Annotated in this window: 18 protein-coding genes and 2 tRNA genes; 10 read left to right on the top strand and 10 right to left on the bottom strand. The window is 72.7% G+C overall.

Annotation, left to right across the window (positions count from 1 at the left end; all coding sequences use genetic code 11):
* Window positions 1–311 precede the first annotated feature (311 nt).
* Window positions 312–1,148, top strand: a complete 837-nt coding sequence (locus ACOBQU_RS25485; RefSeq protein WP_423629857.1) for an ABC transporter ATP-binding protein — start codon at window positions 312–314, stop codon at window positions 1,146–1,148.
* Window positions 1,145–3,580: an FtsX-like permease family protein gene (locus tag ACOBQU_RS25490; protein ID WP_423629859.1), complete on the top strand. Its 2,436-nt coding sequence runs from the start codon at window positions 1,145–1,147 to the stop codon at window positions 3,578–3,580. Before ACOBQU_RS25485 ends, ACOBQU_RS25490 begins: the two co-directional genes overlap by 4 nt.
* Window positions 3,581–3,791: 211 nt before the next feature.
* Here ACOBQU_RS25490 and ACOBQU_RS25495 read toward each other — a convergent pair whose 3' ends face one another.
* Window positions 3,792–5,003: an acyltransferase family protein gene (locus ACOBQU_RS25495; RefSeq protein WP_423629861.1), complete on the bottom strand. Its 1,212-nt coding sequence runs from the start codon at window positions 5,001–5,003 to the stop codon at window positions 3,792–3,794.
* Between the two features lie 711 nt (window positions 5,004–5,714).
* Between ACOBQU_RS25495 and ACOBQU_RS25500 the strand changes: the two genes are divergently transcribed.
* Window positions 5,715–5,909, top strand: coding sequence for a hypothetical protein (locus ACOBQU_RS25500; RefSeq protein WP_423629863.1), 195 nt, complete (start codon window positions 5,715–5,717; stop codon window positions 5,907–5,909).
* 41 nt (window positions 5,910–5,950) lie between these two features.
* Window positions 5,951–8,071, top strand: coding sequence for a protein kinase domain-containing protein (locus ACOBQU_RS25505; protein WP_423629865.1), 2,121 nt, complete (start codon window positions 5,951–5,953; stop codon window positions 8,069–8,071).
* Window positions 8,072–8,149: 78 nt separating this feature from the next.
* Here ACOBQU_RS25505 and ACOBQU_RS25510 read toward each other — a convergent pair.
* Window positions 8,150–8,220 (bottom strand) — tRNA-Gly (locus ACOBQU_RS25510).
* Between the two features lie 281 nt (window positions 8,221–8,501).
* On the opposite strand from ACOBQU_RS25510, the gene ACOBQU_RS25515 reads away from it, so the two are divergent.
* From ACOBQU_RS25515 to clpX, 5 genes are all read left to right on the top strand, one after another.
* Window positions 8,502–8,578, top strand: a tRNA-Pro gene (locus ACOBQU_RS25515).
* Between the two features lie 184 nt (window positions 8,579–8,762).
* Window positions 8,763–10,157 carry a trigger factor gene (gene tig / locus ACOBQU_RS25520; protein WP_423629867.1) on the top strand — a complete coding sequence of 465 codons (1,395 nt, stop codon included), beginning with the start codon at window positions 8,763–8,765 and terminating at the stop codon, window positions 10,155–10,157.
* 347 nt (window positions 10,158–10,504) lie between these two features.
* Window positions 10,505–11,110: an ATP-dependent Clp protease proteolytic subunit gene (locus ACOBQU_RS25525; protein WP_423634714.1), complete on the top strand. Its 606-nt coding sequence runs from the start codon at window positions 10,505–10,507 to the stop codon at window positions 11,108–11,110.
* A 102-nt stretch (window positions 11,111–11,212) separates the two neighbouring features.
* Window positions 11,213–11,884: an ATP-dependent Clp protease proteolytic subunit gene (locus tag ACOBQU_RS25530; RefSeq protein ID WP_423629869.1), complete on the top strand. Its 672-nt coding sequence runs from the start codon at window positions 11,213–11,215 to the stop codon at window positions 11,882–11,884.
* A 209-nt stretch (window positions 11,885–12,093) separates the two neighbouring features.
* Window positions 12,094–13,380 (top strand): ATP-dependent Clp protease ATP-binding subunit ClpX, encoded by a 1,287-nt coding sequence (gene clpX, locus ACOBQU_RS25535; protein WP_030673850.1) that lies wholly within the window; start codon window positions 12,094–12,096, stop codon window positions 13,378–13,380.
* Between the two features lie 106 nt (window positions 13,381–13,486).
* Here clpX and ACOBQU_RS25540 read toward each other — a convergent pair whose 3' ends face one another.
* From ACOBQU_RS25540 to ACOBQU_RS25550, 3 genes are all read right to left on the bottom strand, one after another.
* Window positions 13,487–14,422 (bottom strand): hypothetical protein, encoded by a 936-nt coding sequence (locus ACOBQU_RS25540; protein WP_423629871.1) that lies wholly within the window; start codon window positions 14,420–14,422, stop codon window positions 13,487–13,489.
* A gap of 220 nt (window positions 14,423–14,642) precedes the next feature.
* On the bottom strand, window positions 14,643–15,641 hold the full coding sequence (locus tag ACOBQU_RS25545) for a hypothetical protein (protein ID WP_423629873.1): 999 nt from the start codon (window positions 15,639–15,641) through the stop codon (window positions 14,643–14,645).
* A 142-nt stretch (window positions 15,642–15,783) separates the two neighbouring features.
* Window positions 15,784–16,743 (bottom strand): hypothetical protein, encoded by a 960-nt coding sequence (locus ACOBQU_RS25550; RefSeq protein WP_423629875.1) that lies wholly within the window; start codon window positions 16,741–16,743, stop codon window positions 15,784–15,786.
* A 164-nt stretch (window positions 16,744–16,907) separates the two neighbouring features.
* Here ACOBQU_RS25550 and ACOBQU_RS25555 point away from each other — a divergent pair, with 164 nt between their 5' ends.
* Window positions 16,908–19,532: a valine--tRNA ligase gene (locus tag ACOBQU_RS25555; RefSeq protein WP_423629877.1), complete on the top strand. Its 2,625-nt coding sequence runs from the start codon at window positions 16,908–16,910 to the stop codon at window positions 19,530–19,532.
* 75 nt (window positions 19,533–19,607) lie between these two features.
* Here ACOBQU_RS25555 and ACOBQU_RS25560 read toward each other — a convergent pair whose 3' ends face one another.
* From ACOBQU_RS25560 to ACOBQU_RS25580, 5 genes are all read right to left on the bottom strand, one after another.
* A complete protein-coding gene (locus tag ACOBQU_RS25560) occupies window positions 19,608–20,960 on the bottom strand; it encodes a glycosyltransferase family 2 protein (protein WP_423629879.1) in 1,353 nt (450 codons plus the stop codon).
* 34 nt (window positions 20,961–20,994) lie between these two features.
* Entirely contained in the window at window positions 20,995–22,146 is a 1,152-nt protein-coding gene (gene wecB / locus ACOBQU_RS25565; protein WP_423629880.1) for a non-hydrolyzing UDP-N-acetylglucosamine 2-epimerase, read from the bottom strand.
* Between the two features lie 428 nt (window positions 22,147–22,574).
* Complete coding sequence (locus ACOBQU_RS25570; RefSeq protein WP_423629882.1) at window positions 22,575–23,252, bottom strand: response regulator transcription factor; 678 nt, start codon at window positions 23,250–23,252, stop codon at window positions 22,575–22,577.
* The gene (locus tag ACOBQU_RS25575) at window positions 23,249–24,391 is read right to left on the bottom strand and encodes an ATP-binding protein (RefSeq protein ID WP_423629884.1); all 1,143 of its coding nucleotides are present in this window, start codon (window positions 24,389–24,391) and stop codon (window positions 23,249–23,251) included. The genes ACOBQU_RS25570 and ACOBQU_RS25575 overlap by 4 nt, the downstream gene beginning before the upstream one ends.
* Entirely contained in the window at window positions 24,388–25,017 is a 630-nt protein-coding gene (locus ACOBQU_RS25580; protein ID WP_423629886.1) for a hypothetical protein, read from the bottom strand. Before ACOBQU_RS25580 ends, ACOBQU_RS25575 begins: the two co-directional genes overlap by 4 nt.
* Window positions 25,018–25,031: the final 14 nt, after the last annotated feature.

Consider the following 25,031-nt stretch of genomic DNA (forward strand, 5'->3'; position numbering starts at 1 on the left):
AAACGCCGGACGGGCTGAATCGTCGCGGTGCGTGCTCGTCGACAGGCGCCGGGTGGGCGGGGGACATCCGCCGCGGTAGCGGTGGGATCACGGTCAGCCGACGACGGCGAGCAAGCGGCACGCTCCAGCCCGTCCGGCGTTTGAGGACGAGGCGCGGAGCGCCGATGGGGTGGTGCAGGCGCCCACGCCAGGAAGAGGTGGGGTTTCCCCCACCTCTTATTCGCCGGGTCGCCTCATGGCTCACCGCACCCCCGGATCCGTACGTTCGATGCATCAGGCACGGACACCACGACGGAAGGGCTGGGCAGGCCATGGGGCTGCGGAAGAAGAAGCGGCGGGACGAGCGGACGGCCTCCGCGCAGGGGTGGGGGCCCGCCGCCCCGCAGCAGGCCCTGGGCCAGGAGTGGGCCGTGGAGCTGCGCGGCGTCCGGCGGCAGTACGGCCGCGGCACCGGCGCCGTGCACGCCCTGCGCGGCATCGACCTGGCCCTGCCCCGTGGCAGCTTCACCGCCGTGATGGGCCCCTCCGGTTCCGGCAAGTCCACGTTCCTGCAGTGCGCGGCGGGCCTGGACCGCCCCAGCGGCGGCACCGTCCGCCTCGGCGGCACGGAGATCACCGGCATGGGCGAGAACAAGCTGACCGCCCTGCGCCGCACCCGCCTGGGCTTCGTGTTCCAGGCGTTCAACCTGCTGCCGTCGCTCACGGTGGAGCAGAACGTACTGCTGCCCATGCGCCTGGCCGGACACCGCCCCGACCGCCGCCGCTCCGCCGAGATGCTGGCCCGCGTCGGCCTCGGCGACAAGGGCGGGCGCCGCCCCGGCCAGCTGTCCGGCGGCCAGCAGCAGCGCGTGGCCATCGCCCGCGCCCTGGTGACGCAGCCGGACGTGGTGTTCGCGGACGAGCCGACCGGCGCCCTGGACACCACCACGGCCGCCGAGATCCTCGGCCTGCTGCGCTCGGCGGTCGACACCATGGGCGCCACCGTCGTGATGGTCACGCACGACCCGAGCGCCGCCGCGTACGCCGACCGCACCCTGTTCCTCGCCGACGGCGCGATCGTCGACCGCCTGGAGCGCGCGTCGGCCGCCGAGATCGGCGACCGCCTGAAGGCCCTGACGGCCCCCGCCTTCGCCGGGGTGGCGGCATGAGCCTCGTCCCCAACGGCCTCGCCCGCGCGGCCGTCCGCTTCAAGCCCGCCGCGTTCGTGGGCACGTTCGTGGCGCTGATGATGGCGTCCCTGATCGTCTCCGCCTGCGGCATCCTCCTGGAGACGGGCCTGCGTGCCTCCGTGCCGCCCGAGCGCTACCGCCACGCCCCCGTCGTCGCCACCGCCGACCAGCAGGTCCACTACGGCAGCGGCGAGGACGACTCCACCGAGCAGGTCCCCGACCGGGCCCGCATGGACGCCGCCCTGGTGGCGAAGGCGGCCACCGCGCCCGGCGCCCGCGAGGCCGTCGCCGACGTCACCTTCCCGGTGAAGGACGGCGGCACGGCGCTGACCGCGCACAACTGGGGCTCCACCGCGTTCACCGGCGACCGGCTCCGCGCGGGCCGCGCGCCCGCCGCCGGAGAGGTCGTCCTGGCCGGAACCAAGGCCCGCGTCGGCGACCGCGTCACGCTCACCACCCCGGACGGGCCGCGCGCCTTCCGCGTCCGCGGCCTCGCCGGGGCGCCCGGCGCCGCGCCGACCGCCTGGCTCGCCGACTCCGACGCCGTACGCCTGTCCGGGCACCCGGGCCGGGTCGACGCCGTCGCCGTGCTCGCCAAGGACGGCGTCTCCGCGGCGACCCTGAAGTCCCAGGTCGCCAAGGCCCTCGACGGCAAGGCCAAGGTGTTCGCGGGCGACGGCCGCGGCGGCGCCGAGAACCCCGCGCTCGCCGAGGCCAAGGAACTGCTCACCGCTCTCGGCGGCTCCTTCGGCGGCATCGCCGCGACCGTCGCCGTGTTCACCGCCGCCGGGACCGTCGCGCTCTCCGTCGGCCAGCGCTCCCGCGAGTTCGCCCTGCTGCGCGCCATCGGCACCACCCCGCGCCAGGTCCGCCGCAGCATCGCCACCGAGGCCCTGCTGGTCGCGCCGCTCGCCGGAGTCATCGGCTGCCTGCCGGGCATCGGCCTGGCCCGCTGGTGGTTCGGCCAGCTCAAGGACCGGGGCGCGGTGCCGGACGGTGTCGACCTCGCCGTGTCCTGGATCCCGCTGGTCACGGCCGCGGGCACCGCCCTGGTCACCGCCCTGCTCGCCGGGTACATGGCCGCCCACCGCACCTCCCGCATCCGGCCGGGCCAGGCCCTCAGCGAAGCCTCCGTGGAGCGCCTGAGGCCGGGCTGGATCCGTACGCCGCTCGGTGTCGCCGCGGCCGTCGGCGGCATCGTCTGCGCCCGCCTCGCCGCCACCGCGAGCGGCGATGACGCGGCCAACGCGGCGCTCGGCGTCGTCATGCTGTTCATGCTGGCGGTGGCGCTGCTCGGGCCGCTGGTGGCGCGGCTGTGCGCGGGCCTGTTCGGCCTTCCGCTGCGCGGCGCGGGCGCCTCCGCGTCCCTCGCGGCCGCCAACTCCCGCAGCAACGCCCGCCGTCTGGCCTCCGCGATCACCCCCATCGTGCTCGCGATGGCGTTCGCCTCCACCCTCGTGTTCATGCACACCAGCGAGGAGAAGGTCACCGCCGACCAGCAGCGGGACGGCATCACCGCCGACCACATCGTGACCTCCGACGCGGGCTTCGGCCCCGGCGAGGTCCGCGCGGCCGGGGCCCGCCCCGGCGTCACCTCCGCCGTCGGCGTCCTGAAGACCTCCGTGCTGATCCCCACCGGCGGCATGCTCCAGTCGGTCACCGCGCAGGGCGTCACCGGCAGCGCCAAGGACCTCGCCCAGGTGCAGGACCTCAAGGTGAAGACCGGCGAACTGACCCTCCGCAAGGGCCAGATCGCCCTCGACGCGACCCTCGCCACCTCCGCCGACCTCACGACCGGCGACCGCGTCACGCTGCGCCTGCCCGACGGCACGAAGACCCGGGCCACGGTCGCGGCGACGTACGGGCGCGGCCTCGGCCTCTCCCAGGTGACGCTGCCCGCCGCCGACGTCCGGCGGCACGTCACCTCGTCCTTCGCCACGGAGATCTGGACCAAGGGCGGTACGGAGAAGGACCTCGCGCCGCTCGGCGCCGTCCGCGACCGCGACGGCTACACCACCGCGCAGTCCGTCGACCGCGAGGTCAACGCCTGGGCGAACGGCGTCATGGCGGCCGTCCTCGGAGGCTTCGCGGCCGTCGCCGCCGCCAACACCCTCGTGATGACCGTCCTGGACCGGCGCCGCGAACTCGGCACGCTGCGCCTGATCGGCTCCACGCGCCGCCAGGTGATGCGGATGATCCGCTGGGAGGCCCTTCTGGTGACCGGCGCGGGCGTGGCCATCGGCACGGCCATCGCGCTGGCCACGCTGATCCCGATGATGCGGGGCCTGACGGGGGAGGCCCCGTACATCCCGCCGCTGCTGTACGCCGCGTTCGCGGGCTCGGCGGTGCTGCTCGGCCTGGCCGCCACGACGCTCCCGGCCCGAGCGGCCCTGTCCGCGGACCAGGCATAGGGCGAGGGTGCCCGGCGTGCCGCCGCACGCGGGGTGACCGTCCCTGTGGGGGCTGCGCGCCGTCGGCGGGCTTCTTTCCCACCCGCCCGCCCCTCGTGAGGCTTGCTCGCCGTCGGCGTCTGCCGCTGCGGAAGCGTGGGGGTGGGCGGGCGGGAAGAGACCGCCGCGGTAGCGGCGGGACGGAAGCGCGGCGGTGGGTTCGGGTGGGGGCTCAGCGCGTGGCCGTGGGCTCGCGGCCGCGGGCCACGGCGGTGGCGTCGCGGCGGAACGCCCACTCCATCCTCGGCTCCATCGCGAAGCGGAACACCCGTCGCACCGGGGACGTGCACAGCAGGGTGACCACGGCGGCCGCGACCAGCGAGACGAACACCTCGCCCAGCGGCTGGTGCAGCCACTCGTACTCCTCGAACCAGCCCCAGAACCGGGACCCCTTGGCGAGGAAGCCGTGCAGCAGGTACCCGTAGAGGGTCCCGGCGCCGAGCACCGTGAACCACATCCTCCGCCGCGGCACCCACGCGAAGAAGCCCGCGGTGAGCACCACCGAGCAGCCGAAGAGCGCCAGCGTCATGACGACGCCGACCCACCACGGCACGCCCAGCTCCTGGGCGCTCTCGCGGCGGTAGAACCAGACGGACGTCATCTTCGGCGCCGCCCAGTACGCGAGCGCCACCGCGCAGGCGAAGACCGGCACGGCGAGCAGCCGCACCTCGCGCCGCCGCACGAGCTGGAAGTGCTCGGGCTTCATGAACAGGCCCAGCACGAAGAACGGCATGAACTGGAGCACCCGCTGGAGGTCCAGGTCGTCGCCGATGTCGGGCGAGATCACGGCGAGCACGGCCACGCACAGCGCGAGCGGCACGGGCCAGCGCACGACCTGCCACAGCGGCACCGTCAGGCGCCACACGAACAGGGCGATCAGGAACCAGGTCAGATACCAGGGGTCCAGCAGGCTGATCGGCTGCGTCGGGTCGTCGTCGGCCCACCGCTTGAAGAGGGTGTACGCGACCTCGAACAGGACGTAGGGGACGGCGACGCCGGTGATGAGCCGCTTGAGCCGGTCGGGCCGCATGTCGAAGCTGCGCGAGAAGTAGCCCGAGATCAGGATGAACGCGGGCATATGGAACGTGTACACGGTCATGTACAGCGCTTCGGCGGTGCGGCTGTGGTCCGTCAGCGGCTCCCACGCGTGGGCCATCGCAACGAGGACGATCGCCAGGTACTTGGCGTTGTCGAAGAACGCGTCGCGCTGCTTGGCGGGCTTGCCGGTGGGGGTGGCGCGGCGGTGGGAGGGGGGCGGGGCGGTGTGGGTGGGGGTGGCCGTGGGGGACTGGGGGGAGCGCGGGCCGGGAGGGGCGGTCGCCGGTTCCTGCACGGGGGGCAGCGGCGCCCGGTGCCGACCGTGCGGCTGTACGGAGTTCGTCACAGGCCCTCCCACCAAGAGCTCGGTGAGACGATCCGGGACCGCACTGCGCTCGCGGGGGTCATGGCAGCGTGGAACATCTGGGGCACCCTAGCGCCGTGGCGGTGTTCCCGTAAAACCCTCGGCGGGGCCTCGGCGCATTCGTCGTATTCGGTGGCGGCGCACCCGGTCGCGACGGCCGGGCGGCCTTTCACCGGATTCCGGTATTTCCGCGGCGAGTACCCCCTGGGGACACCGATAACTGTCCGGTACGTCATAGCTCGTACCGCTTAAATCGTGCATAACACCCGCGGGGGACTCTGGTGAAATGTCCGGTTGTTCGCTTGATGGGGTACCCCTGCGGACCGGTCCGAGGGGCGCGGGCGGCTTTGCGAATTCCCTTCAGCGTTCCGCCGGGTGTTCGCGCGGGGGCCGCTTGCCGGGCGGTGTCGTGTACGGGTGGCGGGACGATGGCTGGCCATGGAAACGATCAGGTCGAATTCATCGTTCGACGGAAGCGTCGAATTCCCGTGCGGAGGACGGCGGTTGCCGTGCGGCGCCCCGCGGAGGGGCGCGCGCGGCGCCCGGGACCGGTGCGGCGCTGGTCATCCTGTGGCCGACGATGCGTCACCGGCCGCATAGGGCGCCCGTGTTGGTGGCACGATGGTCCTGGCGGGGGTGTGCGGGTCGTACGCCTCCGGGCGGGAGAGCGACCGACCGAGGGTGTGATCAGTTGTGGCCATTTCGCTGTCAGTGGTGCTGCTGTTGGCGATCGTCCTTGTCATGATGGTTCGTCAGGGAAACATCAAGGTATGGCCCGCCATCGTCGCGGCCACTTTCGGCTTCACGCTCGCGTCGACGGGAATGGCCGACGACATCCAGGAGCTTCTCAACTCCCTGGCGGAGACCATCGGCGACATAGAGTTCTGACCGGCTGACCGGCCACGGCGACGCTTGGGGGGCTCAGGGCGGTGGCGCTGCGGGAATCCGACCCCGAGGACGTCGGCGGGTATCCGATCGAGGACCGGCTCGGCTCCGGCGGCATGGGCGTCGTCTATCTCGCCCGCTCCCCGTCAGGCCGCCGCCTGGCGGTCAAGGTCGTCCACGGCCAGTACGCCGACGACGAGGAATTCCGCGTCCGCTTCCGCCGCGAGGTCGAGGCGGCCCGGCAGGTCAGCGGCGCGTTCACGGCCCCCGTCGTGGACGCCGACGCGGACGCGCCGCGCCCCTGGATGGCCACCCTCCACATCCCGGGCGAGACCCTCGGCGCCCGGGTGAGCCGCGAGGGCCCGCTGCCGCCCGACCGCCTGCGCGACCTCGCCGCCGGGCTCACCGAGGCCCTCCGCGACATCCACCGCGCCGGTGTCGTCCACCGCGACCTGAAACCGGCCAACGTGATGCTGGCCGACGACGGCCCCCGCGTCATCGACTTCGGCGTCTCCCGCGCCGCGGAGGCCCTGGCGGGCGACCCCCTCACCCAGACCGGCCGCGTCATGGGCACCCCTCCCTACATGTCGCCGGAGCAGCTGACCTCCCCCCGCGACGTCGGCCCCGCCTCCGACGTCTTCTCCCTCGGCTCGGTCCTCGCGTACGCCGCGACCGGCCGGGGCCCCTTCGACGACGTCTCCCCGTACGAGACGGCCGTCCGCGTGGTCGAGGGCGACGCCAGGCTCGACGGCGTACCGGCCGAGGTGCGGCCCCTGATCGCCCTGTGCCTGGCCAAGCACCCCAAGGAGCGCCCGACCCCCGACGAACTCCTCACCGTGCTGCGCGGCGGCCCGCTGCCGCGGCGCCCCGCCCCGACCGCCGACGACGAGCCCGCGCCCCGCCGCCCGCGCCGCCGTCGACGGCTGCTGATCGCCGGGGCGCTGGGCGGCGCCCTGCTCGCCGGACTCGCCACCGGCTTCGGCGTGTGGCTGTCGGACGGCGAACGGCCCCGGGACCTGCCCCCGGGCTGGCGGCCCTGGCAGACCCTCGTCGTCAGCGAGCCGAAGGGCATGGCCACGGGCCCCCTGAGCGGCTGCGCCGCCGTGGCCGGAGGGCTGGTGTGCGCGGGCGACGACGTGAAGGCCGCGCGGCTCTCCCTCGCCACCGGCCGCACCGCCTGGTCCCTGCCCGTGGACGCCACCGACAAGAGCGAGTCCAAGGGCGAGGGCGCCCTCATCGGCGCCTCGGGCACCCGCGTGTTCGTCTACCGCAACCACCAGGCCGCCCGGGGCGGGGCGAGCCCCGAGGACGACTACGCGATCCAGGCCGTCGACGCCCGGACCGGCCGCGTCCTGTGGACCCGGCCCACCCAGCGCGGCCCCGACGCCCAGGCCCCGGACCCCGACCCGAACGTCAGCGGGCACGCGGTCCGCACGGCCGACGGCATCCTCACCGTCCTCGGCACCCGCAAGGCCGCGTACGCCCTGCTGGACGAGGCCGACGGAGAGCCCCGCTGGCGGCGGCCCCTGCCCCGGGGCGCCGCCTGCCAGACCGCTCAGGCGGCCGGGGACGGCTACCTGCTCTGCGCCGTGCGCACCAAGGACGGGGACGGCACCCGCGTGCTGCGCCTCGACCCGGCGAGCGGCGAGGCGCGGTGGAGCGCCACGCTCAGCGGCGAGCTGGAGCTGGTCGGCCGGAAGGCCGACCGCCTCGTCTTCGTCAGAGCCGACCACGAGGAGGGCGGCACGGACATCGTCACCCTCGACGTGGACACCCGCCGGACCGATCCGACGTCGGTGCCCGCGCAGCCGCCCGCCAGCAGCGTCACGCTCAGCCACGGCACCCTGTACTTCGTCCGCCAGGGCGGCGGCGTGCGCGCCGTCGACCCGCTGACCGACGAGGTGGAGTGGGAGCGCGACTCCGGCGTCGAGTTCCCGGGGCGGCCGCTGGTCACGGACGACGACGTCTTCGTCACCTCGCCCGGCGGCCGCGTCGCCGCCCTGGACCGCCGCTCCGGTGACGTGCGCTGGACCGCTTCCGGCCCCGAGGCCACCGACGAGACCTTCGGCGTGGTCAGCGGCGTCCGGCCGACCCTGGTGGGCGACGCCCTGTACGTCCCGTACGGCATCCGCTCCGTGTACAGCGTCGACGTACGCGACCGCTGAGCCCTGTGGGGCCGGGTGCGCGAAAGCCTCCGGCCCGGCGCGCAGGGCGGAACCTGCGCGCCGGGCCGGAGGCCACGGAGCGGGCGACGGGAATCGAACCCGCGTAGCTAGTTTGGAAGACTAGGGCTCTACCATTGAGCTACGCCCGCGAGGACGGCCCGCGCGACGACCCGAAGGTCACCGAGCGCGGCACGGCAAGCATCGTAGCGGGTCAGGCCCGCCCCGCGCACACCCCGCCCGGACCGCCGCCACCGCCCGCCCGGGACCCCCCGGAACGAGCGCCGGACGAGGCACCGGACCAGGTGCGGGACAAGGCACCAGACCAGGTGCGGGACAAGGCACCGGACCAGGCGCGGGACAAGACGCCCGGCAACCGCGACAAGCGGGGAGCCGCACTGTCCGCGGGCATGTACCCTACGTGTCGCACCGACGGGGTGTGGCGCAGCTTGGTAGCGCGTCCGCTTTGGGAGCGGAAGGCCGTGGGTTCAAATCCCGCCACCCCGACCAGCACGTTCTCCGCCGCCCGCTGGCCGGTTCCCCGGCGGCGGGCCCTCCCCGCGGGCCCCGCGCACCGTCTTCCAAGATCGCATTGTCGCTCGGCTCCCGCGTGCCGTTACTATGCAAGCTGCGTGCCCGTGTGTCTCTCAACCGGGCAGAAACCAAGCAGTCAGCCCACCAAGGAGACCGAACCGTGAAGAGCGCCGTGGAGAACCTGAACCCGACCCGGGTTCGGCTCACTGTCGAGGTGCCCTTCGAGGAGCTCAAGGACAGCCTCGACGCGGCGTACAAGAAGATCAACCAGCAGGTCACGGTGAAGGGCTTCCGCAAGGGCAAGGTCCCGGCGCGCGTCATCGACCAGCGGTTCGGCCGCGGTGCTGTGCTGGAGGAGGCCGTCAACGACGCCCTCCCGAAGTTCTACACGGAGGCGGTCAACGAGGCCGAGCTCAACGTCCTGGGCCAGCCCGAGGTCGACATCACCGAGCTGAAGGACAACGAGACCCTCAACTTCACCGCCGAGGTCGACATCCGCCCGGCCATCGAGATCCCCGACTACTCGGGCATCGAGGTCGAGGTCGACGCCGTCGAGGTCAGCGACGAGGACGTCGACAAGGCCGTCGAGGACCTGCGCGCCCGCTTCGCGTCCACCTCGCCGGTCGAGCGCGCCGCCGAGGACGGCGACGTCGTGACCGTCGACCTGGAGGCCAAGGTCGACGGCGAGGTCCTCGCCGACGGCGTCGCCAACGGCGTGTCGTACACCATCGGCTCCGGCGAGCTGCTCGACGGCATCGACGACGCCGTCAAGGGCCTGGAGGCCGGGGCCGAGGCCACCTTCACCTCCGAGCTGAAGGGCGGCTCCGCCGCGGGCAAGGAGGCCGAGGTCACCGTCAAGGTCACCCAGGTCGCCAAGCGCGAGCTGCCGGAGCTGGACGACGACTTCGCCCAGCTCGCCTCCGAGTTCGACACCCTGGACGAGCTGAAGGCCGACAGCCGCAAGCGCCTGGAGTCGGCCCGCCAGTTCGACCAGGCCACCCAGGCCCAGGAGCGCGTCCTCGACAAGCTCCTCGAGCTGGTCGAGGTGCCCGTCCCCGAGAAGCTGCTCGAGGACGAGATCCGCACCCGCAAGCACAACCTGGAGCACCACCAGCTCGGCCAGATGGGCCTCGACCTCGCGAAGTACCTGGAGATCCAGGGCAAGACCGAGGAGGAGTTCGACACCGAGACCCGCGAGCAGGCGATCAAGGGCATCAAGACCCAGTTCGTCCTCGACGAGCTGGTCAACAAGGAGAAGCTGAACGTGAACCAGGAGGAGCTCACCGAGCACCTCATGCGCCGCGCCCAGTCCTCCGGCATGAGCCCCGACCAGTTCGCCCAGGCGGTCGTCGAGGGCGGCCAGGTCCCGATGCTGGTCGGCGAGGTCGCCCGCGGCAAGGCCCTCGCGGTCGTCGTCGAGGCCGCCACCGTCAAGGACACCAACGGTGAGGTCGTCGACCTCGACGACGAAGACGACACCGTCGAGGGTGAGCAGGCCGAGGGCGCCGACTCCGCCGACTCCGCCAAGGCGGACGAGGAGAAGGCCGAGAGCTGATCTCCGCGCGGTAGTGAGCTGTACGTGAAGGGCCCCCGGGACGTGTGTCCCGGGGGCCCTTCACGCCTCGGGGGCTGCCCCTTCCGGCGCGTTCGCGGGTGCGGATTCGACGTGGCTTGGCGCGCAGTTCCCCGCGCCCCTTCGGGGCGCTCCGGCCCGCCCCCTAGGGCCCTACCCCGGGGCCCTACCTGCGCTCACAGCGAACAGTTGCCCTTGCGGGATTCGCCGAAGGGGGCCGCGCGTTAGGGTCCATGGATACGGGGGCAGTGGAGTCGTTGCCCTCAGAACGAAGATGCTGAGACGGCCGGTGCCGTCAGAGACGAGCAGGTGGATACGTGACGAATCTGATGCCCAACGCAGCCGGTGAGCCGTCCATCGGTGGTGGCCTCGGCGACCATGTGTACAACCGGCTGCTCGGCGAGCGCATCGTCTTCCTCGGCCAGCAGGTCGACGACGACATCGCGAACAAGATCACGGCGCAGATGCTCCTCCTCGCGGCCGACCCGACGAAGGACATCTACCTCTACATCAACAGCCCGGGCGGCTCGGTCACGGCCGGTATGGCCATCTACGACACCATGCAGTACATCCCGAACGACGTCGTCACCATCGGCATGGGCATGGCCGCCTCCATGGGCCAGTTCCTGCTGACCGGCGGCACCGCCGGCAAGCGCTTCGCCCTGCCGCACACGGACATCCTGATGCACCAGGGCTCCGCGGGCATCGGCGGCACCGCGTCCGACGTCAAGATCCAGGCCGAGTACCTGCTGCGCACCAAGCAGCGCATGGCCGAGATCACCGCCCGCCACTCCGGCCAGACGGTCGAGACGATCATCCGCGACGGTGACCGCGACCGCTGGTTCACCACCGAGGAGGCCAAGGAGTACGGCCTCATCGACGAGATCATCAGCGCCGCTTCCGGTGTTCCGGGCGGCGGCGGCACGGGGGCCTGAGAAGGCATCCCGGGGGCTGACGAAGGCCCCCTCCGGGGGCGCCCGCCAGGGCCCGCCCCAGCCGACCAAGCCCACGCTCATCACCAGGACGGAACACCTCAGATGAACAGCTTCCCCGCCAGCGGCCAGGCCACGGGCCTGCACACCGGCCCCCAGGTGGACAACCGCTACGTGATCCCCCGCTTCGTCGAGCGCACCTCGCAGGGCGTGCGCGAGTACGACCCGTACGCGAAGCTCTTCGAGGAGCGCGTGATCTTCCTCGGCGTCCAGATCGACGACGCCTCCGCCAACGACGTCATGGCGCAGCTCCTTTGCCTGGAGTCGATGGACCCCGACCGGGACATCTCGGTCTACATCAACAGCCCCGGCGGCTCCTTCACGGCGCTCACGGCGATCTACGACACCATGCAGTTCGTGAAGCCCGACATCCAGACGGTCTGCATGGGCCAGGCGTCCTCCGCCGCGGCCGTGCTGCTCGCCGCGGGCACCCCCGGCAAGCGCATGGCGCTGCCCAACGCCCGTGTGCTGATCCACCAGCCCTCCGGCGGCACCGGCCGCGAGCAGCTCTCCGACCTGGAGATCGCCGCCAACGAAATCCTCCGCATGCGGACGCAGCTGGAGGAGATGCTGGCCAAGCACTCCTCGACGCCGATCGAGAAGATCCGCGAGGACATCGAGCGCGACAAGATCCTCACCGCCGAGGACGCGCTGGAGTACGGCCTGATCGACCAGATCATCTCCACCCGCAAGATGAACAACTCCGCGGTCGCCTGAGCGACGTCCGGACACACCGCAGCACCATCTGCCCGCTCCTTGGCGCGGTCCGCGTCACTCCGTGCCGAACCGTGTGGTTTCGTCACCCCGTGACGGAGCGAACCGCGCCAAGGGGGGCCCGAACGGGGGGCCAGGCAAGGTACCGTCGGATACAAGGCACCAGGAGCCGCTGGACCAACGGCGTCTCCCAGGCGAAGGGGAAGCACACCGTGGCACGCATCGGTGACGGCGGCGATCTGCTCAAGTGCTCGTTCTGCGGAAAGAGCCAGAAGCAGGTCAAGAAGCTCATCGCAGGCCCCGGCGTGTACATCTGCGACGAGTGCATCGATCTCTGTAACGAGATCATCGAGGAAGAGCTCGCCGAGACGAGCGAGGTCCGCTGGGAGGAACTGCCCAAGCCCCGCGAGATCTACGAGTTCCTCGAGGGGTACGTGGTGGGCCAGGAGCCCGCGAAGAAGGCCCTGTCCGTCGCGGTGTACAACCACTACAAGCGCGTCCAGGCCGGGGAGAACGGCGGCGCGCAGGGCCGCGAGGACGCCATCGAACTCGCCAAGTCCAACATCCTGCTGCTCGGCCCGACCGGCTCCGGCAAGACGCTCCTCGCCCAGACGCTCGCCCGCATGCTGAACGTCCCCTTCGCCATCGCGGACGCCACCGCCCTCACCGAGGCGGGGTACGTGGGCGAGGACGTGGAGAACATCCTCCTCAAGCTCATCCAGGCCGCCGACTACGACGTCAAGAAGGCCGAGACGGGCATCATCTACATCGACGAGATCGACAAGGTCGCCCGCAAGAGCGAAAACCCCTCGATCACGCGCGACGTATCGGGTGAAGGCGTCCAGCAGGCCCTGCTGAAGATCCTGGAGGGCACGACGGCCTCGGTCCCGCCGCAGGGCGGCCGCAAGCACCCGCACCAGGAGTTCATCCAGATCGACACGACGAACGTGCTGTTCATCGTGGGCGGCGCCTTCGCGGGCCTGGAGAAGATCATCGAGGCCCGGGCGGGCGCCAAGGGCATCGGCTTCGGCGCCACCATCCGCTCCAAGCGGGAGCTGGAGGAGAAGGACCAGTTCGAGGACATCATGCCGGAGGACCTGGTGAAGTTCGGGATGATCCCCGAGTTCATCGGCCGCCTCCCGGTGATCACGAGCGTGCACAACCTCGACCGCGAGGCGCTGCTCCAGATCCTCGTCGAGCCGCGTAACGCCCTGGTGAAGCAGTACCAGCGCCTCTTCGAACTCGACGGTGTGGAGCTGGACTTCGAGCGCGAGGCGCTGGAGGCCATCGCCGACCAGGCGATCCTGCGCCAGACCGGCGCGCGCGGCCTGCGCGCCATCATGGAGGAGGTCCTCCAGTCGGTGATGTACGAGGTGCCGTCCCGCAAGGACGTGGCCCGCGTCGTCATCACGGCGGACGTCGTCCACTCGAACGTGAACCCGACCCTGGTGCCGCGCGAGGTGCGCGGGCCCGGCGCGGGCGAGCAGAAGTCGGCCTAGCGCCGACCCGTTGAACGGCCAAGGGCGCCCGGCGAGTTGACCTCGCCGGGCGCCCTTGCCGTGGCACCCCTGTCGTTGGGCCCCGAGGGGCGCTCCCTTACGGGGCCTACTTCTTGACCCGGACCTCGTCCCGGAGCTTCTTGGTGATCTCGGCGGCGTCGTCGAGCGAGGGGCTTCCGCCCGCCATGACGTCGGCGATCGTCATGGGCATCACCAGGCCGACCGTGCTGTGGTCGCCCCACAGGCACACCGGCACCCGCGCCTCCTTCGGCCCGGTGGAGCCGGTGGACCCGCTGCTGCCGCCGCTCGCGGAGCCCTTCTCGACCCGGGCCTCCTGGCACTTGACGATCGCGTCGCCGTCGCTGAAGTCCTCGGGGGTGCCGACCAGTTCGCCCTGGTCGTCGCCGTCCATGGCGGCGCCCTCGGCGGCCTTCTTCTTGGCGTCGGCGAACAGTCCGTCGACGGTCTTCTCCGGGTCGGCGACATCCCCGTACACGCCGCTGAACTGGAGCAGCTTGCCGCCCAGCGGGTTGCTCTCGTCGCGCACCTCGTAACCGGCGCCGACGGAGCGGGCGTTCGCCACGCCGTGCTCGTCGGCGTCGTCGAGGTCGTCGAGGGAGCTGGAGGTGGCGCCGTCGCCCTTCTTGTACTCGCCGAGGACGGTGGCGGGCGTGGTCAGCGTGTGCGGCCCGTCGTCGGCGACCTCACCGGAGCCGGAGCCGCCCCCGCCGAACAGGAAGTACGCGCCGACGCCGATCGCGGCCACGACGGCGACGGCGCCGATGATGACCCCGGTCCTCTTGCCGCCGCCTCCGCCTGCCGGGGGAGGCGGGACCTGCCCGTAGGGGCCGTAGGGGGCCTGGGGCGGCTGCCCGTAGGGGGCCTGCGGGGGCTGCTGGGGATAGCCGTAGCCGGGCCCGGGGGCCGGTGGCTGCTGGGGGTGGGGGGCCTGCGGCGGCGGCCCGTAGGGTCCGGGCGGCTGCTGCCCGTAAGGGCCCTGCGGCGGCTGCTGGCCGTAGGGGCCCGGCTGGTGGTGGCTCATGGGCGGGGACTCCTCCGTGGTGGTGCGTGCGACCGGGGTGCGCGGAGCACCTGCGGACGGGCGAGGGCGGGCGGGGACGGGCGGGGACGCACAGGGGCACGCGAGGGCCCGGCCGGTGGTTCCGGCCGGGCCCTGGCTGGCGCTGGCGCGCGGGGTCGTATCGCGGGATCAGAGCACGAGATCCGATCGCGGGATCAGACCGCGAATTCCGATCGCGGGGTCAGATCTTGACGCGGACTTCCTTGCGGAACTTGGCGGCGGTGCTGGCGCCCTCGTCCAGATCGGGGTCCTTGCCGCCGAGCGCGCTCGCCACGTCCGTGGTGATCACGACGCCGATGGTGCTCTTGTCGCCCCAGATGCACACCGGCATCTTCATCTCCTTCGGGCCCTGCGACCCGGCCGACGAGGACGAGCCGGAGCCCATCTCCATCTTCATCGCCTGGCACTTCATGATCGCGCCGTCCAGCTCGGAGGGGTTGTACGACTCGGGCTTGCCGATCGGGGTGAGCTTCTGGCCGCTGACGCCGGAGCCGGAGGGCGAGTCGGACTCCTCGGAGAAGCCGTCCTGCGCCCGGGTGAACATGTAGTCGACGACCTTCTCGGGGTCCTCGATATCGCCGTAGATGCCGTTGAGGTGGAGCACCTTCTGCGCCAGCGGGTTGTCCTTGGAGCCGGACTGGTACTGGACGGAGAGGTCCTTGGCGTTCTTCACGCCGTTCTTCTCGGCCTTCGCGCGGCCCTCGGGCGTCATGGAGTCCTCCTTGGACTCCTTCTTCGTGTAGTCGCCGAGGACGGTCGCGGGCGCCGTCAGCTTGTGCGGGCCGTCGTCCTTGACCGAGCCGGAGCCGCCGTCGTCCTTGCCGCCGAGGACGAAGTACGCGCCGACGCCGATCGCGGCGACCACCGCGACCGCGCCGATGATGGCCCCGGTCCGCTTCTTGCCGCCGGAGCCCGGCGGGGGCGGCGGAACCTGCCCGTAGGGGGCCTGCTGCCCGTAGGGAGCCTGCCCGTAGGGAGGCTGGGGCTGCTGTCCGTAGGGGGCCTGGGGCTGGCCGTACGGCGCCTGCGGCGGAACGCCCTGGGGCGGCTGCTGCGGGTAGCCGTAGCCCGGCTGCGGGGCCTGGGGCTGCTGCCCGTACGGGCCCTGCTGCGGCTGCCCGTAGGGGCCTGGCTGCTGGGGCTGCTGGCCGCCGTACGGACCCGGCTGGTTGTAGCTCATCTCCTGGGTTCCCCCTTCGTGTACTGCGCTTGCGCCCACATCGTGACACCCGGCCCGCGCGGGCCCGGCGGCGGTGCCGGGCCGGGCCCGCTTCGTCACGGCGTGCCGTGAATGCGCGGGCGGCGGGCGTCGAGGACGTGGCTCAGATCTTGACGCGGACTTCGTCGCGGAGCTTCTTCGCGGTGTCGGCGGAGTCGTCGAGCGACGGGCTCTTGCCTGCCATGGCGTCGGCGAGGTCGATCGGGATCACCACGCCGAGCGTGCTGTGGTCGGCCCAGATGCACACCGGCATGTGGATCTCCTTGGGCCCCGACGCGCCGCCGGACGTCGAGTTGTTCTTGATCACGGACTCCTGGCATTTCAGCGCCGCCTTGTCCGAGCCGAAGTCCTCGGGGGAGCCGACGAGTTCGCCGGTGTCCTTCTCCTCCTTCTGCGACTCCGTCTTCATCCGGTCGAACATCTTGTCCACGACCTTCTCGGGGTCGTCGATGTCGCCGTAGACGCCCATGAGGTTCAGGGCCTTGCCGGAGAGCGGGTTGCTCTTGTCCCCGGACTGGTATTCGGCGCTGACCTCCTTGGCGTTCTTCACGCCGTCCTTCTCGGCGTCCTTCAGGTCGTCGTCGCTGAAGCCGCCGCTGCCCCCGTCGTCCTTCTTCGTGTAGTCGCCGAGGACGGTGGCGGGCGTGGTCAGCTTGTGCGGGCCGTCGTCCTTGACCGCGGCGGAGCCGCCGTCCTTGCCGCCGAGGACGAAGTACGCGCCGACGCCGATCGCGGCCACCACCGCGACCGCGCCGATGATCGCCCCGGTCCGCTTCTTGCCGCCGGAGTCCGGCGGGGGCGGCGGAACCTGCCCGTAGGGGGCCTGCTGCCCGTAGGGAGCCTGCCCGTACGGCGCCTGGGGCGGCTGCCCGTAAGGGGCCTGCGGCTGCCCGTACGGCGCCTGCGGGGGAACGCCCTGCGGCGGCTGCTGCGGGTAGCCGTAGCCGGGCCCCGGCCCCTGGGGCGGCTGCTGGCCGTAAGGGCCCGGCTGGCCGCCGCCGTACGGGCCCGGCTGCTGGGGTTGCTGGCCGCCGCCGTACGGACCCGGCTGGTTGTAGCTCATTTCTGGGGTTCCCCTCGAACGCGTGTACGCGCGTACGGAGTCTCGCGCGTTTATGTGTTCCCGACATCCTGACCGAAGGGCGGAGCCATGGGGGTCCTCGGGCCGCAACCGTTACTGAAGCTTCCGGTTTCGGGACCAGTCTGTGACACCCCTAAACTGGGCCCGTGACCGAGAACACTCAGCAGCAGCCCCCAGCGACCGCCCCCGAACTCCCGACGCAGTACGCGCCGTCCGAGGTAGAGGGGCCGCTGTACGAGCGCTGGGTAGAGCGGGGTTACTTCGACGCGGACGCGAAGAGCGACAAGGAGCCCTTCACCGTCGTCATCCCCCCGCCCAACGTCACCGGCAGCCTGCACCTGGGCCACGCCTTCGAGCACACCCTGATCGACGCCCTCACCCGCCGCAAGCGCATGCAGGGGTACGAGACCCTGTGGCAGCCCGGCATGGACCACGCGGGCATCGCCACGCAGAACGTGGTCGAGCGCGAGCTGGCCAAGGAGGGCAAGTCGCGCCACGACCTCGGCCGCGAGGCCTTCGTCGAGCGCGTGTGGCAGTGGAAGGGCGAGTCCGGCGGCCAGATCTCCGGGCAGATGCGCCGCCTGGGCGACGGCGTCGCCTGGTCCCGCGAGCGCTTCACCATGGACGAAGGGCTCTCCCAGGCCGTCCAGACGATCTTCAAGCGGCTCTACGACGACGAGCTGATCTACCGCGCCGAGCGCATCATCAACTGGTGCCCGCGCTGTCTGACCGCCATCTCGGACATCGAGGTGGAGTACCAGGACGACGACGGCGAGCTGGTGTCGATGCGGTACGGGGACGGGGACGAGTCCATCGTCGTCGCCACCACCCGCGCCGAGACCATGCTCGGCGACACCGCCGTCGCCGTGCACCCCGAGGACGAGCGGTACCGGCACCTGGTCGGCAAGCAGGTCAAGCTGCCCCTGACCGACCGCTCCATCCCCGTCGTCGCCGACGCCCACGTCGACCCCGAGTTCGGCACCGGCGCCGTCAAGGTGACCCCCGCCCACGATCCGAACGACTTCGAGATCGGCCAGCGCCACGACCTGCCGAACATCGCGGTCATGGACGAGCACGCCGTCATCACGGTCCCCGGCCCCTTCCAGGGCCTGGACCGCCTGGAGGCCCGCTCCGCGATCGTCGGCGCCCTGCGCGCCGAGGGCCGGATCGTCGCCGAGAAGCGCCCGTACACGCACTCCGTCGGCCACTGCTCGCGCTGCAAGACCACCATCGAGCCGCGCCTGTCCCTGCAGTGGTGGGTCAAGGTCGGCCCGCTCGCCAAGGCCGCCGGTGACGCGGTCCGCGACGGCCGGGTCAAGGTCCACCCGCAGGAGATGGAGAAGCGCTACTTCGACTGGGTCGACAACCTCCACGACTGGTGCATCTCGCGCCAGCTGTGGTGGGGCCACCGCATCCCGGTCTGGTACGGCCCGAACGGCGAGGTCGTCTGCGTCGGCCCCGACGAGGAGCCGCCCACCGGCGAGGGCTGGACCCAGGACACCGACGTCCTCGACACCTGGTTTTCCTCCGGCCTGTGGCCGTTCTCCACGCTCGGCTGGCCCGAGAAGACCGACAGCCTCGCGAAGTTCTACCCGAACTCCGTCCTCGTCACCGGCTACGACATCCTCTTCTTCTGGGTCGCCCGGATGATGATGTTCGGCCTGTACGCGATGGACGGCACCCCGCCGTTCCACACCATCGCCCTGCACGGCATGGTCCGCGACCAGTTCGGCAAGAAGATGTCGAAGTCCTTCGGCAACGCGGTCAACCCGCTGGACTGGATGGACAAGTACGGCTCCGACGCCCTGCGCTTCACCCTCGCGCGCGGCGCCAACCCCGGCGTCGACGTGCCGATCGGCGAGGACTGGGTCCAGGGCTCCCGCAACTTCGCCAACAAGATCTGGAACGCCACCCGCTTCGCGCTGATGAACGGCGCCACGGTCGAGGGCCCCCTCCCGGACGCGTCCGAGATGTCGGCCACCGACCGCTGGATCCTCTCCCGCCTGAACACGGTGGTCGCCGAGGTCGACGCGCTCTACGAGGACTACCAGTTCGCGAAGCTGTCGGACGCCCTGTTCCACTTCGCCTGGGACGAGGTCTTCGACTGGTACGTGGAGCTGTCCAAGACCACGTTCCTGGCGGGCGGACCGGCCGCCGAGGTCAGCAAGCGCGTCCTCGGCGAGGTCCTCGACGTCACGCTGCGCCTGCTCCACCCGGTGGTGCCGTTCGTGACGGAGACCCTGTGGACCACGCTCACCGGCGGCGAGTCCGTGGTCATCGCCGCGTGGCCGAAGGACAGTGGCTTCCGGGACGCGGGCGCCGAGCAGGAGATCGCCTCCGTCCAGGACCTGGTCACCGAGGTCCGCCGGTTCCGCGCCGACCAGGGCCTCCAGCCCGGCCAGAAGGTCCCGGCCCGGCTGACCCTGGACGGCACGCCGTTCGCGGCGCACGAGGCCGCCGTCCGCCAGCTGCTTCGCCTCCAGCCGGAGGGCGAGGGCTTCGCGGCGACGGCGACGCTGCCGGTCGCGGGCGCCACGGTCGCGCTCGACCTGTCGGGCACGATCGACGTGGCGGCGGAGCGCAAGCGGCTCGCCAAGGACCTGGCCGCCGCGGAGAAGGAGAAGGCCCAGGCCACGGCCAAGCTCGGCAACGAGGCGTTCCTCGCCAAGGCCCCCGACCACGTGGTCGACAAGATCCGCGGCCGCCTCGCCAAGGCCGAGGAGGACATCGCCCGCCTCCAGGCGCAGCTGGACAACCTCCCGGCCGCGTAAGGCAGTTCGTACGTACGCGTACGCAAGCGAAGGCGCCCGGAACTCACCGAGTTCCGGGCGCCTTCGTCTTCGTACCTAGGCCTCCGTGGCGACGGGCCCCGTCCCCACCGCCTCCGCGTTCCGCCGCGTCTTCGCCCAGCCGTTGCGGCCGCGCAGCAGCCGCAGGAAGCCGCGCGCCGACACGAGGAACACGTGGTACGCGTACACCCACAGCGCGAGCCCCCACAGCAGGCCGGTCAGGCGGGACCGGTCGGGCGCGTAGTCCCGCCGGTACAGGGGCCCCCACGCCACGAACGGAAGCACCGAGAGCGCCGACAGGACCAGGATCAGCGGCCAGGCGCCGAGGAACGCGTCGCGCATCGAACCGCCGATGACCACGCTGCCGAGCAGCAGCACGCTCAGGATCAGCGTCGCGACGTGGGCGAGGGGCTGCATGAACGTGTACAGGGTCTCCAGGACGCCCCGGCCCGAGTAGTGCCGGGAGGAGACGATGCGCGGGGCGTAGCGCACGCACTGGAGGTTGCCCTGCGCCCAGCGGGTGCGCTGGGTGAGGAAGCGGCGCAGCCGGGGCAGGCCCTCCTGGGAGACGTACGTGTCGGCGATGTGGGCCACCCGGTAGCCGCCGAGGATCATGTGCAGGCCCAGCTCGTAGTCCTCCAGGAGCGCGTCGCGCTGCCAGGGGCGGCGCTCGGCGGCGGCGATGTGGTCGAGGGCGGTGAGCCGGGTGAACTGGCCGTTGCCGCCGAGGCCCACCGAGCCGGTGCGGCCGCGAAGGAGCTGCATGCCCGCGTTGGACACCGCGAACTCCATGTCCTGCATGCGCACCAGGAGCCGCGCCACGGCGTTGGCGAGCCGCCCGCGCTCGGGCAGCGGCAGCGTCTCGTCGTCGACGTTCCGCATCCGCACGCTGACCTGCACGCCGCCCGTCTCCGGGTCGCCGAACCCGGCCGGGCCGCTGACCCGCGCCAGCGCGTCCGGCGCGAGCCGCCCGTCGGCGTCGACGACGCAGACGATCACCCGGGAGCGGTCGGTGTCCTCGGGCAGGTACGCGTTCAGGGCGGCGTACGCCGAGTTGAGGGCCGCGCCCTTGCCGACGCGGGCGTCGGGGCGGCGGCGCGAGACCAGGTGCACGCGCGGGTCGTCCTCGGCGAGCGCGGTCACGACGTCGGCGGTGGCGTCGTCGCTGTCGTCGTCGACGACCCACACGTGCGCGGCCGGGAAGTCCGACCTGAGCTGGCTGACGGTGGTGCCGATGACGGTCTCCTCGTCCCGGCACGGCACGAAGAAGTGCCAGGCGAACGGGGCGGAGTCGCCCTCGGGCGCGGCGGGGCGGCGCACATAGGCGTGGCGGGCGCCCGCCCAGTAGAGCAGGAAGCAGGCGAGCAGGAAGAAGGGCAGGGCGTACAGCAGGAAGTGGGGGGCGAGCATGCGGGGTCCCGGGGAGGTCGTGGGGGCGGGTCGGTCAGGCGGCGGCGGGCAGCTCGCGCTCCTCGCGGCCGGAGGCCATCGCGCCGAGGAGCACGGCGATCCGCTGCGAGGCCAGGCCGTCACCGAACGGGGAGGGCCGCTCGGCCAGCTCCCGCAGCCCGGCCTGGCCCGCCGCGAGGCGGCGCCGCACGGCCCGGCCGATCTCCCGGCCCGGCGCGACCAGGTCGGCGAACCCGGCGGCCATCGCCTCCGGGCGCTCGGTGGAGCGGCGTACGACGACCAGCGGACGGCCGAGGACGGTGGTCTCCTCCTGGATGCCGCCGGAGTCCGACACGATCACGGCGGCGTGCCGGGCCAGGGCCAGGAACGCGCGGTAGCCGAGCGGCGGCAGCTCGGTGAGCGGCGCGAGCAGGTCGCCGAGCCCGGCGGCCTCGACGCGGGCGCGGGTGCGCGGGTGCACGGCGAACAGCACCGGCAGGTCGGCGGCGAGCGCCGCCAGCTCGGTGAGGATGGCGCGCAGCGCGGCGGGGTCGTCGGTGTTCTCGGGCCGGTGCGCGGTGGCCAGGAGGTAGCGGTCGGCGGTGACGCCGTGCGCGGCGAGCAGCGCGGCCCGCTCGTCGGCGGCGGGCAGGTGCTCCTGGACGGCCTCGACGACGGTGTTGCCGGTGACGGTGATCCGCCCGGCCGGGACGGACTCGGCGCGCAGCAGCTCCCGGTTGTCGTCGGTGGCGGCGCACAGCACGTCGGCGAGCTGGTCGATGACGATCCGGTTGTGCTCCTCGGGCATGGCCCGGTCGTGGCTGCGCAGGCCCGCCTCGACGTGGACGAGCGGCACGGAGCGGGCGTTCGCGGCGAGCGCCCCCGCGAGCGCGGCGTTGGTGTCGCCCTGGACGACCACGGCCAGCGGCGGCTCGGCCGTGAACAGCTCGTCGAGCTGGGCGAGCGCCGCGGAGATCTGTACGGCGCGGGGCTTGCCGCCGATGCCCTGGAGCAGGGTGGGCTCGGGCAGGCCCAGCTCGGTGAGGAACTGTCCCGACAGGGCCGTGTCGTAGTGCTGCCCGGTGTGGATCAGGTGCGCGGCCGGGCCGAGGAGGCGGACCAGGTGGGCGACCTTCACCAGCTCGGGGCGGGTGCCGAGGACGACGGCCACGGAGCGGGGCGGGAGGGGGGCGGGGGCGGGGTGCAACGGGGCTCCTGGCGGGGCGGGGGGTTTCCGGGCGGAACCAGGAGCGTGGGGGGTGCGGGTTGCGGAGGCGGATCGCCTTCGGTTGCGGAACGGTTGCGAGCCCGCCGCCCGGACCGGCTCGTGCCAAAGGCCCCGGGCCGTTGGTCCCTGCCGGGAGGTCCCTGCCGGGGGCTCCCCAATCCCGCCCCTTCCCGAACCCATGGGGCTCCGCCCCCTGGCACCCCCGTTATCGCCGCTTCGCGGCTCGTCCTCAAACGCCGGACGGGCTGGATCTTCGCGGGCTGGGCTGGATTCTGCCGGTGCGGCAGAGCTTTTAGCCCGTCCGGCGTTTGAGGACGAGGCCGAAGGCCGATTTTCGGGGGTGCCAGGGGGCGGAGCCCCATGGTTTTGGGGAAGGGGCGGGTCTGGGCGCCCCCCGCGAGGGTCCGTCACGGTTCTCCCCGGTACCGGTACCCGAGCCCCCGTACCGACTCCAAGGGATCCGTGCCCTCGTCCACGGCGAGCTTCCGCCGCAGCCGCAGCACGGCGAACTTCACGCGCTCCCGCCCCGTACCCGCGGGATCGTCCCACACCAGGTCGAGGAGCTGCTCGGTGGTCACCACCCGCCCCCGGTTGCGGACGAGCACTTCGAGCAGCCGGTACTCGATGGCGCTCAGCCGCGTCTCCCGCCCCTGCCAGACCGCCGACCGCCGCTCCGGCACCAGCCGCAGCCCCGCCTCCACGTAGTCGCCGCGCCACTGCTCGGGCGTGGAGCGCCGCAGCAGCGCCTCCACACGGGCCAGCAGCTCGACGTGGTCGAAGGGCTTGCACAGGTAGTCGTCGGCGCCCGAGCGGAGGCCGCGGACGCGCTCGGCGGGGCTGGTGCGGCCGGAGAGGATCAGGACGGGCAGGTCGGTGAGGTCGCGGGTGCGGTCGAGGACCTCCCAGCCGTCCAGCCCCGGCAGGACCAGGTCCAGCACCATCAGGGCGGGCCGCCGCGCGAACAGCTCCCGCAGGGCGGCCTGCCCGTCGTCGGCGACCACCACCTCGTACCCGGCCCGGGTGAACAGCACCCGCAGCGCGAGCCCCAGGTCGGCGTCGTCCTCGACGAGCAGCAGGCAGGTCATGCGGTGCCGCTCCCCGGCGGGCCGCCCAGCGGCAGCCACACCTCCACGGCCGTGCCGCGCTCCCCGTCGCTGTGCACGGTGACGGTCCCGGCGTGCAGCCGTACGGCGTCCCGTACGACGCTGAGGCCGAGCCCGGTGCCGGGGTAGGGGCCGCGCCGGGCGTTCGGGGCGCGCACGAACTCGGTGAAGACCTCCTCCTGGAACTCCTTGGGCACGCCGATCCCGTCGTCCACCACGGAGAACAGCCAGCCGGGGCGCTCGCCGCCGTGCGGGCGGGCCGTCACCGCGACGGTGCCGCCGCCGGGGGTGAACTTCACGGCGTTGTCGAGCACCGCCGCCAGGGCCCGCTCCACCTGGACGGCGTCGGCGACCAGCGCGGGCCGCTGCCCGCCGGGCACGTCCAGGGTGAGGAACACGCCGTCGGCGGCGGCCCGCGGGGTGACCTCCCGCACCAGGCGGGCGAGCAGCGGTCCCGGGTCGAACGGCGCGAACGACGGCGGGGCGCCGCTCGCGGCCTCCGCGTACCGGTGCAGCAGGCCGTCCGCCATGTCCTGCATGCGCTGCGCGCCGCGCCGGATCGTGTCGACGTATTCGCGCCGGGCCTCGTCGAGCGGCCCGGCGGCGGGGTCGGCGAGCAGCTCGCAGAACGTCAGTACGGTGGCCAGCGGGGTGCGCAGCTCGTGCGAGGTGCGGGCGGCGAACTCGGCGCGCTCGCGGGCGAGTTCGCCGAGCCGGTCGATGTGCCGGTGCAGCTCGGCCTCGTACCGGTGCTGCTCGGTGACGTCCTCCACGAGCCACAGCACGCCGAGGCGGTTATCGCCCGCGTCGATGGGCTGGCGGCTGCGGCGCAGCGTGCGCCCGTCGCGCAGGTGGATCTCCGCCTTGCGGACGAACTGGCCGCGCAGGCCGCGTACGGAGCCGCGCTCGCCGTCGGGGAGCAGGCGCGTGACGGCGTCCGCGATGGGGTCGGCGGGCGCTCCGGTGGCGGTGTCGACGCCGTGCAGGCCGAGGATGTCCACGAAGAGCTGGTTGGCGGCGACCACGCGGCCGTCGTCGCCGACGAGGAGCGCGCCCTGCGGGATCGCGCGCAGCACGGCTTCGGAGAACGGGGCGTGCAGCCTCCGTGGTTCCACGGTCACGGCTGGCCGCCCTGGCCCGCGGGCCGGGTGAGGAAGCCGCCGCCGGGTGCGGCGGCGGGGGAGAGGCCGAGGCGGTCCAGCTCCGCGTCCGCGAGCGCGTCCAGGGTCCGCGGGTCGGCGGACCGCCAGCCCTCGGCGAGGCTGCCGGGGCTGGCGCCGGGCAGGGCGGTAGCGGTCGCGGCCACCTCGTCGAGGGGGCGCAGCAGGGCGCGCAGGGCGAGCAGTTCCCGGCCGTTGTCGCACGCGGCGAGCTCCCGCGCGGCGGCCGCCTGCCGCACCCAGCGCAGCCGCCGCGGCAGCCACAGCGCGAGCACCACCACCACCGGCAGCAGGAACAGCGCCGCCGCGCTCATGGCGAGCGCCGCGCGCAGGGTCAGCGGGTCGACGGCGTCGACGGCGCCCGCCACCGAGCGCAGCGCCGCCCCGACGTCGTCGCCCACCACGGGCAGCCGCGCGGCGGGCGAGCCCGCGGAGGCGACGCCCGAGTCCGGGCCCGGGCGGGTGAGGAGCACGGCCAGCCGGTACGCGACGATCGCGGCGGCGGTCCACAGCGCGGTCCACAGCAGGGCGGCGGCGTCACCGGCGAGCTGACGGGTCCTGCGACCCGGGTTCTGGGCATACCACATGGTCCGATTGGACC

Source organism: Streptomyces sp. G45 (assembly GCF_049542095.1).
Classification (GTDB): domain Bacteria; phylum Actinomycetota; class Actinomycetes; order Streptomycetales; family Streptomycetaceae; genus Streptomyces.